At 73.0% G+C, this 13,705-nt stretch carries 11 protein-coding genes; 5 read left to right on the forward strand and 6 right to left on the reverse strand.

The genetic code is table 11. The features are described from left to right. Positions 1-146 precede the first annotated feature (146 nt). From F8R89_RS27895 to F8R89_RS27915, 5 genes are all read left to right on the forward strand, one after another. Positions 147-1,046, forward strand: a complete 900-nt coding sequence (locus F8R89_RS27895) for an FAD binding domain-containing protein (RefSeq protein ID WP_151786531.1) — start codon at positions 147-149, stop codon at positions 1,044-1,046. Beyond that, positions 1,046-1,615, forward strand: a complete 570-nt coding sequence (locus F8R89_RS27900; protein WP_151786532.1) for a (2Fe-2S)-binding protein — start codon at positions 1,046-1,048, stop codon at positions 1,613-1,615. The genes F8R89_RS27895 and F8R89_RS27900 overlap by 1 nt, the downstream gene beginning before the upstream one ends. A 2-nt stretch (positions 1,616-1,617) precedes the next feature. Further along, positions 1,618-4,002 (forward strand): xanthine dehydrogenase family protein molybdopterin-binding subunit, encoded by a 2,385-nt coding sequence (locus F8R89_RS27905; RefSeq protein ID WP_151786533.1) that lies wholly within the window; start codon positions 1,618-1,620, stop codon positions 4,000-4,002. A 165-nt stretch (positions 4,003-4,167) separates the two neighbouring features. Then, positions 4,168-5,625, forward strand: coding sequence for an NCS2 family permease (locus F8R89_RS27910; RefSeq protein ID WP_151786534.1), 1,458 nt, complete (start codon positions 4,168-4,170; stop codon positions 5,623-5,625). 47 nt (positions 5,626-5,672) lie between these two features. Then, positions 5,673-6,836 (forward strand): XdhC family protein, encoded by a 1,164-nt coding sequence (locus F8R89_RS27915; RefSeq protein ID WP_151786535.1) that lies wholly within the window; start codon positions 5,673-5,675, stop codon positions 6,834-6,836. Here F8R89_RS27915 and F8R89_RS27920 read toward each other — a convergent pair. From F8R89_RS27920 to F8R89_RS27945, 6 genes are all read right to left on the reverse strand, one after another. Then, the gene (locus F8R89_RS27920; protein WP_151786536.1) at positions 6,776-8,095 is read right to left on the reverse strand and encodes a lanthionine synthetase LanC family protein; all 1,320 of its coding nucleotides are present in this window, start codon (positions 8,093-8,095) and stop codon (positions 6,776-6,778) included. The genes F8R89_RS27915 and F8R89_RS27920 overlap by 61 nt on opposite strands. 70 nt (positions 8,096-8,165) lie before the next feature. Continuing rightward, positions 8,166-8,606 (reverse strand): SRPBCC family protein, encoded by a 441-nt coding sequence (locus F8R89_RS27925; RefSeq protein WP_151786537.1) that lies wholly within the window; start codon positions 8,604-8,606, stop codon positions 8,166-8,168. Positions 8,607-8,657: 51 nt separating this feature from the next. After that, positions 8,658-9,413: a polysaccharide deacetylase family protein gene (locus F8R89_RS27930; RefSeq protein ID WP_225994510.1), complete on the reverse strand. Its 756-nt coding sequence runs from the start codon at positions 9,411-9,413 to the stop codon at positions 8,658-8,660. 136 nt (positions 9,414-9,549) lie between these two features. Next, positions 9,550-10,692, reverse strand: a complete 1,143-nt coding sequence (locus F8R89_RS27935; protein WP_192806251.1) for a PP2C family protein-serine/threonine phosphatase — start codon at positions 10,690-10,692, stop codon at positions 9,550-9,552. Between the two features lie 111 nt (positions 10,693-10,803). Further along, positions 10,804-11,568, reverse strand: a complete 765-nt coding sequence (locus F8R89_RS27940) for an IclR family transcriptional regulator (protein ID WP_151786539.1) — start codon at positions 11,566-11,568, stop codon at positions 10,804-10,806. 63 nt (positions 11,569-11,631) lie between these two features. After that, a complete protein-coding gene (locus F8R89_RS27945; RefSeq protein WP_151786540.1) occupies positions 11,632-13,698 on the reverse strand; it encodes a SpoIIE family protein phosphatase in 2,067 nt (688 codons plus the stop codon). Positions 13,699-13,705: the final 7 nt, after the last annotated feature.

A 13,705-nucleotide genomic window follows, 5' to 3' on the forward strand; every position in this document is an offset into this window, starting at 1 on the left:
CTTCATGGTTTCCGTGACTGACCCCGGTGGAGCACGGGCCTGTGTACTGACGTCATTCCGCGTGAACAGCACATGAACGAGCCGGGCCCGCCGCACCCGATCTGGCTCGATCCGGACGACCCACGAGACGAAGAAGAGAGCCGGTCATGGACTTCCTTCGCCCCGCCAGCTGGGAGGAGGCGCTCGCCGCTAAGGCCGAGCACCCCACCGCTGTGCCGATTGCGGGCGGCACCGATGTGATGGTCGAGATCAACTTCGACCACCGCCGGCCCGAGTACCTCCTCGACCTGAACCGGATCGAGGACCTCTCCGCATGGGAGGTCGGCGAGGACAGCGTGCGGCTCGGCGCCTCGGTGCCGTACACCAGGATCATGGAGGACCTGCGGGCCGAGCTGCCCGGCCTCGCCCTGGCCTCGCACACCGTGGCCTCCCCGCAGATCCGCAACCGCGGCGGCGTCGGCGGCAACCTCGGCACCGCCTCCCCGGCCGGTGACGCCCACCCCGCCCTCCTCGCCGCCGGCGCCGAGGTCGAGGCCGAGTCGGTGCGCGGCAGCCGCCGTATCCCGATCGACGACTTCTACACCGGCGTGAAGCGCAACGCGCTCGCGCCCGACGAGCTGATCCGCGCCGTCCACATCAAGAAGGCCGACGGACCCCAGCAGTACTCCAAGGTCGGCACCCGCAACGCCATGGTCATCGCCGTGTGCGCCTTCGGCCTCGCCCTGCACCCCGCCACCCGGACCGTGCGCACCGGCATCGGCTCCGCCGCCCCGACCCCCATCCGGGCGAAGGCCGCCGAGGAGTTCCTGAACGCCGCGCTCGAGGAGGGCGGCTTCTGGGACAACGGCAAGATCATCACCCCGTCCGTCGCGAAGCGGTTCGCGGATCTGTGCGCCGCCGCGTGCAACCCGATCGACGACGTCCGCGGCACCGCGAGCTACCGCCGGCACGCGGTCGGCGTCATGGCCCGCCGCACCCTGACCTGGACCTGGGAGTCCTACCGCCGCACCGACGGCACGACCGAGCAGGAAGGGAGTGTCGCCTGATGCGCGTCAACTTCACCGTCAACGGACGCCCGCAGGAAGCCGACGACGTGTGGGAGGGCGAGTCCCTGCTGTACGTCCTGCGTGAGCGGCTCGGCCTGCCCGGCTCCAAGAACGCCTGCGAGCAGGGCGAGTGCGGCTCCTGCACGGTCCGCCTGGACGGCGTCCCGGTGTGCTCGTGCCTGGTCGCGGCCGGGCAGGCCGAGGGCCGGGACGTCGTGACCGTCGAGGGCCTCGCCGACCACGCCCGGCAGCGCTCCTGCGGCGGCTCCTCCGGCGTCTCGCTGGACGAGGCCAAGGGCTGGCAGGCCAAGGGCACCGACTCCCAGACCGGCGAGGGCACCGAACTCGCCCCGATCCAGCAGGCGTTCATCGACGCAGGCGCCGTCCAGTGCGGCTTCTGCACCCCTGGCCTGCTGGTCGCCGCCGACGAGATGCTGGAACGCAACCCCAACCCGAGCGACGCGGACATCCGCGAGGCCCTGTCGGGCAACCTGTGCCGCTGCACCGGCTACGAGAAGATCATGGACGCGGTCCGCCTGGCGGCCGCCCGGCAGGGAGAGGCGGTCTGACGATGGCGTCCCCCAGCGGAACCCCCACGAAGATCACCCAGGGCGCGCAGACCCGGGGCGGCATCGGCGAGTCCACGCTCCGCCCCGACGGCACCCTCAAGGTCACCGGCGAGTTCGCCTACTCGTCCGACATGTGGCACGAGGACATGCTCTGGGGCCAGATCCTGCGCTCCACCGTCGCCCACGCCGAGATCGTGTCCCTCGACACCGCCGAGGCCCTGGCCACCCCGGGCGTGTACGCCGTCCTGACCTACGACGACCTGCCGACCGAGGTGCGCAACTACGGCCTGGAGATCCAGGACACCCCGGTCCTCGCGCACGGCAAGGTCCGCCACCATGGCGAGCCCGTCGCCCTCGTCGCCGCCGACCACCCGGAGACCGCGCGCCGCGCCGCCGCCAAGATCAAGGTCGAGTACCGGGAGCTGCCCGTCATCACCGACGAGGCGTCCGCGACCGCCCCCGACGCGATCCTCGTCCACGAGAACCGCGACGACCACCACGCCGGGCACGTCCCGCACCCGAACATCGTGCACCGGCAGCCGATCGTCCGCGGCGACGCGGCCCGCGCCGCCGAACGGGCCGACGTGATCGTCACCGGCGAGTACACCTTCGGCATGCAGGACCAGGCGTTCCTCGGCCCCGAGTCCGGCCTCGCCGTGCCCGACGAGGACGGCGGCGTCCACCTCTACATCGCCACCCAGTGGCTGCACAGCGACCTGCGCCAGATCGCCCCCGTCCTCGGCCTGCCCGAGAGCAAGGTCCGCATGACGCTGTCCGGCGTCGGCGGGGCCTTCGGGGGACGCGAGGACCTGTCCATGCAGATCCACGCCTGCCTGCTCGCGCTGCGCACCGGCAAGCCCGTCAAGATGGTCTACAACCGGTTCGAGTCCTTCTTCGGTCACGTCCACCGCCACCCCGCCAAGCTGTACTACGAGCACGGCGCGACCCGCGACGGCAGGCTGACCCACGTCAAGTGCCGGATCGTGCTCGACGGCGGCGCGTACGCCTCCGCCTCCCCGGCCGTCGTCGGCAACGCCTCCTCGCTGTCCATCGGCCCCTACGTGGTCGACGACGTCGACATCGAGGCCATCGCGCTCTACACCAACAACCCGCCCTGCGGCGCCATGCGCGGCTTCGGCGCGGTCCAGGCGTGCTTCGCCTACGAGGCGCAGATGGACAAGCTCGCGAAGGAACTCGGCCTGGACCCGGTCGAGTTCCGGCAGCGCAACGCCATGGAGCAGGGCACGATCATGCCGACGGGCCAGCCCGTCGACTCGCCGGCCCCCGTCGCCGAACTCCTGCGCCGGGTCAAGGCGATGCCCCTGCCGCCGGAGCGCCAGTGGGAGTCCAGCGAGGGCGCCGACGTACGGCAGCTGCCCGGCGGCCTGTCCAACACCACGCACGGCGAGGGCGTCGTCCGGGGCATCGGCTACGCCGTCGGCATCAAGAACGTCGGCTTCTCCGAGGGCTTCGACGACTACTCGACGGCCAAGGTGCGCATGGAGGTCGTCGGCGGCGAGCCCGTCGCCACCGTGCACACCGCGATGGCGGAGGTCGGCCAGGGCGGCGTCACCGTCCACGCGCAGATCGCCCGCTCCGAGCTCGGCGTCGCCCAGGTGACCATCCACCCGGCGGACACCCAGGTCGGCTCGGCCGGCTCCACCTCGGCCTCCCGGCAGACGTACGTCACCGGCGGCGCCGTGAAGAACTCCTGCGAACTGGTCCGGGAGAAGGTGCTGGAGATCGGCAGGCGCAAGTTCGGCTCCTGCCACCCGGCCTGGGCCACCGCCGAACTCCTCCTGGAGGGCGGCAAGGTCGTCACCGACGGCGGCGAGGTCCTCGCCGACCTCGTGGACGTCCTGGAGGACGAGAGCGTCGAGGTCGAGGCCGAGTGGCGGCACCGCCCCACCGAGCCCTTCGACCTGCGCACCGGGCAGGGCAACGGCCACGTCCAGTACTCGTTCGCCGCGCACCGCGCCGTCGTCGAGGTCGACACCGAGCTCGGCCTGGTCAAGGTGATCGAACTCGCCTGCGCCCAGGACGTCGGCAAGGCGCTCAACCCGCTGTCCGTCGTCGGCCAGATCCAGGGCGGCACCACCCAGGGACTGGGCGTGGCCGTCATGGAGGAGATCATCGTCGACCCGAAGACGGCGAAGGTGAAGAACCCCTCCTTCACGGACTACCTGATCCCCACGATCCTCGACACGCCGACCATCCCCGTCGACGTGCTCGAACTCGCCGACGACCACGCGCCGTACGGGCTGCGCGGCATCGGCGAGGCCCCCACCCTGTCGTCCACCCCGGCCGTCCTCGCGGCGATCCGGGACGCGACGGGGCTGGAACTCGACCGCACGCCGGTCCGTCCGGAACACCTCACCGGCACCTGATCCTCCGGGGTCGAACCGGCTGTCTCCTGGGGGGACCCCGTCCCCCCAGGACCACCCCACATGTTCGTCTCGGGCCGTCCCCCGGGTCGTGCACCTCCCCAAATCCCGCACAGAGCCTCCGACGGCACACGCGGGTGCCCCTTTGAACCTTGGGAGCAGGCCCACATGACCCAGCAGTCCCTCAAGCCCACGGTCACCGCCGACGACGCGGGAGAAGGAACCCGCGTCCCGGCCGGCCGGTCGTGGCTCGACCGGTACTTCCACATATCCCACCGAGGATCCACGGTCGCGCGCGAGGTGCGCGGTGGCGTCACGACCTTCATGGCGATGGCGTACATCCTCCTGCTCAACCCCCTGATCCTGTCCGGCAAGGACGCGGCGGGGGACACCCTCGCGCAGCAGGCCCTCATCACCGCGACCGCGTTCGCGGCGGCCTTCTCCACGCTGCTGATGGGCTTCTTCGGCAAGGTGCCGCTCGCCCTCGCCGCCGGCCTCTCCGTCTCGGGCGTGCTCGCCTCGCAGGTCGTCCCGCGGATGACCTGGCCGCAGGCCATGGGCATGTGCGTGATGTACGGCGTCGTCATCATGCTGCTGGTCGTCACCGGCCTGCGCGAGCTGATCATGAACGCGATCCCACTCGCCCTGAAACACGCCATCACCATGGGCATCGGCCTGTTCGTCGCCCTGATCGGCTTCTACAAGGCCGGCTTCGTGCACCAGGGCGAGGCCACCCCGGTCACCCTCGGCCCCGCCGGTGAGCTGGCCGGCTGGCCGGTGCTGCTGTTCGCCGTCACCCTCCTCGCCATCTTCATGCTCCAGGCGCGCGGCGTCCCGGGCGCCATCCTCATCGGCATCGTCGGCGGCACGGTCCTCGCCGTCGTCCTGAACGCGCTGGACGTCGTCGACCCGAAGCAGTGGGCGGGCGGCGCCCCCGAACTGCACGGCGGCGCGGTGTCCATGCCGGACTTCTCCCTCTTCGGTCACGTCGAGTTCGGCGGCTGGGGCGAGGTCGGCGCGATGACCGTCGGCATGATCGTGTTCACGCTGGTGCTCGCCGGGTTCTTCGACGCGATGGCCACCATCATCGGCGTGGGCACCGAGGCGAAGCTCGCCGACGACAAGGGCAGGATGCCGGGGCTGTCCAAGGCGCTGTTCATCGACGGCGCGGGCGGCGCGATCGGCGGGGCGGCCGGCGCCTCGGGCCAGACCGTGTTCGTCGAGTCGGCGACCGGCGTCGGGGAGGGCGCCCGCACGGGCCTGTCCTCCGTGGTCACCGGGCTGTTCTTCGCCGCCTGCCTGTTCTTCACCCCGCTCACGGCGATCGTGCCGGGCGAGGTGGCGGCGGCCGCCCTGGTCGTCATCGGCGCCATGATGATGATGAACGCCCGGCACGTCGACTGGTCCGACCGGGCCACCGCGATCCCGGTCTTCCTCACCGTCGTGATCATGCCGTTCACCTACTCGATCACGGCCGGTGTCGCCGCCGGCGTCATCTCGTACGCCGCCATCCGCGTCGCCCAGGGCAAGGCCCGTGAGATCGGCGCCTTCATGTGGGGCCTGACCGCCGTCTTCCTGGTCTATTTCGCCCTCAACCCCATCGAGAGCTGGATGGGCGTCCACTAGCCGGCGCCCGCACCGCCCTCCCGCAACCGCCGTAAGGAGACCGACAGATGCTGGACATCGCGGAGGAACTGCACCGGTGGGTCGAGCAGGGACGTGACTTCGCCGTGGCCACCGTGGTGGCGGTCGGCGGCAGCGCGCCCCGTCAGCCCGGCGCCGCGCTCGCGGTGGACGCCGAGGGCACGGCGATCGGCTCGGTCTCCGGCGGCTGCGTGGAGGGCGCGGTGTACGAGCTGTGCGAACAGGCGCTGCGGGACGGCGAGACCGTCCTGGAGCGCTTCGGCTACAGCGACGACGACGCCTTCGCGGTCGGCCTGACCTGCGGCGGCGTCATCGACATCCTGGTCACCCCGGTCCGGGCCCAGGACCCGGTCCGTCCGGTGGTGGCGGCGGCGCTGGCCGCCGCCGCGGCCGGCGAGGCCGCCGCCGTCGCCCGGATCGTGTCCGGCCCCGCCGGCCTGGTGGGCCGCGCGCTGCTGGTCCGTCCCGACGGCGGCCACGAGGGCGGCTACGGCGGCCATCCCGAGCTGGACCGCACGGTGGCGGCCGAGGCGGCCGCGTTCCTCGACGCCGGGCGCACCGGCACCCTGGAGATCGGCGAGCGGGGCTCGCGCTGCGGGGAGCCGCTGACGGTGCTCGTGGAGTCCTCGGTGCCACCGCCCCGGATGATCGTCTTCGGCGCGATCGACTTCGCCTCGGCGCTGGTCCGGGTCGGCGCGTTCCTCGGCTACCGCGTCACCGTGTGCGACGCCCGCCCGGTCTTCGCGACGAAGGCCCGCTTCCCGGAGGCCGACGAGGTCGTCGTGGAGTGGCCGCACCGGTACCTGGAGCGCACGGAGACCGACGCGCGCACCGTCCTGTGCGTGCTGACCCACGACGCCAAGTTCGACGTGCCCCTGCTGCGGCTCGCCCTGCGCCTGCCGGTCGCCTACGTCGGCGCGATGGGCTCGCGCCGCACCCACCTGGACCGCAACGAACGCCTGCGCGAGGTCGGCGTCACCGAACTCGAACTGACCCGGCTGCGCTCCCCGATCGGCCTGGACCTCGGCGCGCGCACCCCCGAGGAGACGGCCCTGTCGATCGCGGCGGAGATCGTCGCGAACCGGCGCGGCGGCAGCGGGGTGTCACTGACCGGCGCGCACACGCCGATCCATCACGACACCGCGTCCGCGTCCACGGCCGCGCCGGCCGGGCGGATCGGGTCCGTGGCCTGAGTCCGGGGCACCGGCTGGTCGGGCCAGGCGACGGCGTACGCCGGGTCGCCGCCGCGCACGATCCTCACGTGGCGCAGCAGTTCCCGCACGATGCCGGCGTTGCCGCCCGCCCAGCCGCACTCCGGTTCCAGGTCGCTGGGCGTGGCGCGGTGCTCGACGTGGGACCAGCGGGCCCCGTCGGCGTCCCGCACGGCGCGGTCGACGAGCGCGGCCACGAGCGTGCGGGCGAAGGCGGGGGAGTCGCCCCGCTCGGCGATCCGGTCGCCGGCGAGGGCCAGGACGCCCGCCGTGCCGCAGCAGCGCCCGTCGTTGTCCCAGAAGCCGGGCCGCAGCCGGCGGGGCAGTCCGGAGCGGGTGACGGTGTGCCAGCAGCGGTCGGCCAGCGCCGTCCACGCGGGGTCGCCGGTGACGTCCCGCAGCAGCCGGAAGACCTGCGCGTCGCCCGCCGGCCCATGGCACCAGCCGTAGCTGTACCGCGGGGTGACGTCGGGGAAGTGGGGCGGGTCGGAGTGGGGGACGAGGAAGCCCTCGGGGCCGTCCTCGTCGCGGGCGACCACGTCGGCGGCTCCGGCGAGCGCGAGGTCGAGCAGGTCGGAGCGCCCGGTCGCCCCGCCGACCGCGGCCAGTCCGTACACGACACCCAGGGTCCCGTGCGAGACGTGGTGCATCCGGCCCTCGACGCCGGGACGGAACGGCCACCGCACACCGGCCGCCGTCGGCTCGGCCGTACGCGCGTACGGCTCCACCGCGAGCACGGCGAGGTCGTCCTGCCCGGCGAGCAGGGCGCCGAGGCCGATGCCCGCGTTGCCGCCCATCAGTTCGTACAGCTCGCCCCAGCGCTCCCCGACGAAGGCGGCCCGCACCCCCTCCAGGGCCCGTTCGGCGGCGGCCCCCGCCCGGGCGTCGCCCAGCTGCTCGTGGACGGCCCGCAGGGCGAGTGCGATGCCGGTGCGGCCGAAGTACAGGGAGTGGTCCTCCCACGACCCGGCGAACTCCTCCAGGGCGCGGGCCGCGCGCACGGCGGTGTCCGCGTAGACGTCGTCACCGAAGTGCCGCCACGCCTCCAGCAGGGTGGGGACGGCCCCGGCCGTGCCGTTGTAGAGCATCGGGTCGATCGCGTCGTCGGACGGCCGGACCGGCCACCCCAGCCCGTCGCCGTCGCCGGTCTTCCGCCCGGTGCCGATCAGCCAGCGCAGCCCGTCCACGGCCAGCGCCTCGGCCTCGTCGGCCGTCGCCGGCTCCGCGTCCGCGATGGTCATGCCGTCGTCCCCCCGTCGTCTCTGCCGGACGCCAACCCTACGCAACGGCACGGACGTTCGGCCGGGGCGGTCAGGGGGTGCGCAGCAACCGGTTCATCGCCCGTCCGAACAGGTACCGGCCCGCCGGCCCGACCAGACCGTCCAGGAAGCGCGGCACGAACCGGACACGCACCTCCTCGTGCCACACCGCCCGGGTCCGGCCGCCGGGGCCCGGGCCCACCTCGATCTCCGCCCAGCCGGTCATCACCCGGCCCCGCTTCTCCAGCCGGCACCGGCCCGGCGTGGTGGCTCCGGGCGGCTCCCAGCGCGTGACGTCCATCGGGTCGTCGAAGCCGAGCGGGCCGAGCCCGGTGCGGGCGACGAAGCGCGTGCCCTCCCGGGTGGGCCCCGCGGTGACGACACGGATCCGGGTGAAGGGGACGACGTCGCCGTGGCGGTGCCACTCCGTCAGGCGGCGCCACGCCTCGTCGAGGGGGAGCGGGACCGTGCGCTGGAGAAGAAAGGTGGCCACGGGGCGATCCTACGGAACGCGCTCGCCCGATCGGCGCTGGTCACGCCCGGCTCACCGGTACACCTCGCCCGGCTCGGCCTTTCCCGGCGCGAGCAGTTGGGGGACCGTCACGAACACGTACCCGCGCTTCTTCAGGCCCTCGATGATCCCCGGGACCGCCGGCACGGTGCCGTCGTAGAGGTCGTGCAGCAGGATGATGCCGTCGCGTTCGGTCTGCTCGAGGACGCGCTCGCGGATCAGGGCGGAGTCGTCGGTGCTGTAGTCCTTGGCCGTCACGCTCCACAGGACCTCCGACATCCCGAGCTCGCGGCAGATGTCGTGGACCGTGTCGTTCGTGCGTCCCTGCGGTGGGCGCATCAGGGTGGGGCGCCGCCCGATGAGGGCCGCTATCTCCTTGTTGGGCCGCTCTATCTCCTCGCGTATCCCGTCCGCTCCGAGATCCGTGAGCCGTTTGTGGTCCCAGGTGTGGTTGGCGATCTCGTGGCCCTCGTCCGCCATCCGCCGGACCAGGTCCGGGTACTTCTCGATGTGGCGCTTGCCGAGGAGGAAGAAGGTCGCCGGGACCTTCTCCTCCTTGAGGACGTCCAGCAGCTTCGCGGAGTGCTCGCTGGGTCCGGCGTCGAAGGTCAGCGCGACGCATTTGGCCTCCCGGCAGTCGACGCTGCCGGAGGGGGCGTGGGCGGCGCTCCGGGCGCGGACGGTGGCGGGCGACGTGGTGTCCAGGCGTACGTACTGGTCGAAGGCCACGAGACCGGCCGCCGCCGTCACGACGACGGCGGCGGACAACCAGATCCAGGTTTTTTTCATCTTCCGGGGCAGTAGGCGCATGCCCGAACTATACATAGCGTGTATACGCGGAGTGTATAGCGGGGGTCCCCAGTCCCTGAACAGGCTTTTCGCCGCCGTCCCGGAGCGGGGCGGCGGCGAGAGGGCGGGAGTCCGCTCAGGCGGACATGCTGGTGACGCGCCCGGCGTCCCGCGGCGCGGCGGGCGCGGGGGCGTTCTGCCCGGCCGGGACCGGCTTGCGCAGGAGCAGCAGGGCCGCGTCGTCGTGGAGATGCCCGCCGACGTGGTGCAGCAGCTCGCCGTGCAGCGCGGTGACGGTCCGCGCCGGGTCGTCGCAGACGTGCCGGGCGAGGCCCTCGGCCAGCGGATAGAACGCGCGGTCGTGGTCGCGTGCCTCGGTGACCCCGTCGGTGTAGAGCAGCAACTGGTCGCCGTCGGTGAAGGGCAGGACGTGCAGCCCGGGCGTCTCGCCGGACAGGGCGCGCAGTCCGAGGGGCGGGGCCGGCTGCTCCGGCTCGACCGGTATGACCTCAGAGTCCCGCACCAGCAGCGGCGGGGCGTGTCCGCAGTTGACCACTTCCAGCTCGCCGGGCCGGGGATGTCCGGCCACCACGGCGGTGACGAAGTCGTCGGGTCCCAGGTTCCTGGCCAGGCTGCGCTCGATACGGGCGACCACGTCGAGCAGGTCGGGCTCGTCGTGCGCGGCCTCCCGGAACACCCCGACGACCAGGGCCGCCATGCCCACGGCCGGCAGCCCCTTGCCGCGGACGTCGCCGACGATCATCCGGACCCCGTGCGGTGTCGGCACCAGGGCGTAGAGGTCGCCGCCGATCCGCGCCTCCGCCGCCGCGGCGCTGTAGCGCACCGCCACCTGGAACGGGCCGACGGTCGACGGGACCGGCTGGAGCAGGGCGTGCTGCGCGGCCTCGGCGACGGAGCGCACCGCCTCCAGCACCCGCTCCCGGCGCCCGCCCAGCACGGTGGTCAGCCCGCAGGCCAGGGTGACGACCGCGAGGGAGACCAGCGTCGTGCCCAGGACGCGGCCCGGGGCGCCGTGATGGAGGCCGAGGGCCACCCCGAGAGCGCCGGCGAACAGCCCCGCGCACAGGACCGTGCGGGGACCACCGGCGGTGGCGGCGAGCGCCGGCACCGTGGCGAGCAGGGGCACCCAGGCCGCCCTGGAGCCGCCGAGCAGGTCGGCGAGCGCGAGCCCGGTGACGATCAGTATCAGCAGTACGGCCACGGCGACGACCCATCGCCGCGACCAGTGGTCAGGTCCGAATTCGGGGGCCCGGCTCATCCTTGTCCGCTGTCCTCGTCTGTGTGCCCGGGGGAGACTCACCCCGGAAACCGGATATGTCCTACTTATGAGGAAACCGGTGCGGGGTGGGTCCGGGCAAGCGGCGGGATTTCAGATAGTGAGCGACAGGCTCCGCGTCACCCGGTCCGCCGTCGGCAGCAGCAGCGCGGTGACCTCCTCCAGCCCCCCGCGCCGGTCCGCCCGCAGCGACACCCCCAGCGAGCCCAGCGTGCCGCCGCTGTACACGGGCACCGCGACACACACCGTGCCGAGCGCGTACTCCTCCATGTCCGTGACCGCCGGGGCCAGCGGCGAGGTGTCCAGCCTGCGCAGCAGCTCGGGCGGGTCCGTGATCGTCCTCGGCGTCAGATCGGCCAGGTGGTGCCGCGACAGGTACTCCCGGCGCGCCTCCTCGTCCAGCTCCCGCAGCACCGCCTTGCCGAGCGCCGTCGCGTGCCCGGCGTCCTCGAACCCCACCCACAGGTCGACGCGCGGCGCCCGTGGACCGTCGACGATCTCCGCGACCCGGATCTCCCCGTCCTCGTAGAACGTCAGATAGGCGGCGCTCGACAGCTCGTCCCGCAGCGCGGCGAGCGCCGGACGCACCCGGCTGAGCAGCGTCTGCGCCCGGCCCGAGGACGTCCGCAGCGTCCCCAGCCGGTCGCCCAGCACGAAGGCGCCGTCGTCGAGCTTGCGCACATAGCCGTCGTGCACCAGCGTCCGCAGCAGGTGGTAGGTCGTCGCCAGCGGCAGCTCCGTCTCCCGCGCCAGCTGCTTGGCGGGCGCGCCGTTGTCGTGCGCGCTCATCGCCTCCAGCAGCCGGAAGGCCCGCTGGACGGAGCCGATGAGGGTGGGACCGTTCGGAGCGTCACCCATACGAACCAGGGTGCGCCCCGCCACGGCCCCGGGCAAGGCGGGTCCGGGTCCGGGGCCCACCGGTCACACCATCCGCGCCACCAGCAGCGCCACGTCGTCGTGGTCGTCGGGATGGCGCAGGCCGTACAGGAGCAGGTCGCAGGTCTCCTCCAGGGGCCGGCGCGGCTCGTCCAGGAAGCCGAGCATCACGTCCAGCCGGTCGTCGATGGAGTGGTGCCGTGTCTCCACCAGCCCGTCCGTGTAGAGGACCAGCAGATCGCCCGGCACGAGGTCGAGCGTGGTCGTCTCGAACGGCACACCCCCCACCCCCAGCGGCGCGCCCGACGGCAGCCGAAGCAGCCGCGGGTCCTGGCCCGGACGCGACAGCGCGGGCGGCATGTGCCCGGCGTTCGCGACCTGGAACCGCCGGGTGCGCGGGTCGTAGACCGCGTACAGGCAGGTCACGATGTAGTGCTCCAGATCGCAGGTGATCTTGTCCAGATGCTGGAGCACCGCCCCGGGATCGAGGTCGAGGTCGGCGTAGGCGCAGGTCGCCGTGCGCAGCCGGCCCATCGTGGCGGCCGCGTCGATGCCGTTGCCCATCACGTCCCCGACGACCAGCGCGGTCTTGTCGTCCTCCAGCGGCAGCACGTCGTACCAGTCGCCGCCGACCTCGCTGGTCGCCTGCGCCGGCTGGTAGCGGGAGGCCAGCTCCAGACCCGTGTGGTGCGGCGCGTGGTCGGGCAGCAGGCTGCGCTGCAGGGTCAGCGCCGTGTTGCGCACGCTCTGGAACCAGCGCGCGTTGTCGATGGCCACGGCGGCCCGCCCCGCCAGCTCCCCGGCGAGCACCACGTCGTCCTCGTCGAACGGCACCGGGTTGCGCGTCCGCTTCAGGTCGAGCGCCCCCAGCACCTCGCCGTGCGCGATCAGCGGCACCGCCAGGTACGAGTGCACGCCCGCCCGCGCCAGCAGCTCCGTCGCCTGCGCGTCCCGGCCGATCCGCGGCAGATCCGCCTCGCCCACGTGCCGCACCAGCACCGGCCGCGCCGTATGCACGCACAGCGTGACCAACCGGTCCCCCTCGTACGCGGCGAGATCACCGGGCGGGTCGGCGGCCCGCAGCGCCGTGCTCGGATACGCCGACTTCAGCGCGAGGGCGCGGAACAGCTCGGGGCCCTTCTCCGGCCTGCGGGTGCGCCGGCACGCCAGCGCCGAGTCCAGCACGTCCACGGCGACTACGTCGGCCAGCTCAGGTGTGGCCACATCCGCCAGCTCGTCGGCGGTCCGCTCCACCTCCAGCGAGGTGCCGACCCGCGTGGACGCCTCCGCGATCAGCGCGAGCCGCCGCCGGGCCCGGTCGGCCGCGGCGGCGGCCCGGTGCCGCTCGGTGACGTCGACGAACGAGATGGCGGCGCCCAGCACCCGCCCGCCGGAGTCCTCCAGCCGGTAGAACGACAGCGACCAGGCCCGCTCACGGTCCGGCTCGTCCGGCGGACGGCCCACGTGGTACTGGTCCAGCAGCGGCGTCCCGGTGGTGATCACCTGACGTACGCACGCCTCGATGGTGTCCAGGTCGGACAGCGGCAGCGTCTCCCGCAGAGGGCGGCCCACATGCTCGCCGGCCGGGGTGCTGTCGACCCGCTCCAGCGCCGGGTTGACCAGCAGGAACCGCAGATCCGGGCCGACCAGCGCGATCCCGATGGGGGACTGGTTGATCAGCCGCTCGCACAGCGCCAGATCCGTCTCGACCCGCTGGAGCAGCGAGTGGTCGGCCGCGATGCCGAGGGCGTACACGTCCCCGAGGTCGTCCAGCAGCCGCATGTTGCGGAACTCCGTCATCCGCGTACTGCCGTCCTTGTGCCGCACCGGGAACGTGCCGGCCCAGCTCTGGCCGGTTCGCAGCACCTCCGCGAACAGCTTCGTCACCGACGGCAGATGCTCGGGGTGGATGAACAGCCGGGCCGCGTGCGTGCCCAGCGCCTCCTCCGAGGAGTACCCGAACAGCTCCTCCGCCTGCGGGGTCCAGAAGACGATGCGCCCGTCCGCGTCCAGCACCACCGCGGCCACGCTCAGCACGTCGAGCAGCCCGGTCGGCCGGGGCGGCTCGGCACCGGGGCCACCCGCGTCGGACTCCCGGGATCCGGCTGTCATCGCGGCG

This window comes from Streptomyces sp. SS1-1 (assembly GCF_008973465.1).
In the GTDB taxonomy this organism is placed as follows: domain Bacteria; phylum Actinomycetota; class Actinomycetes; order Streptomycetales; family Streptomycetaceae; genus Streptomyces.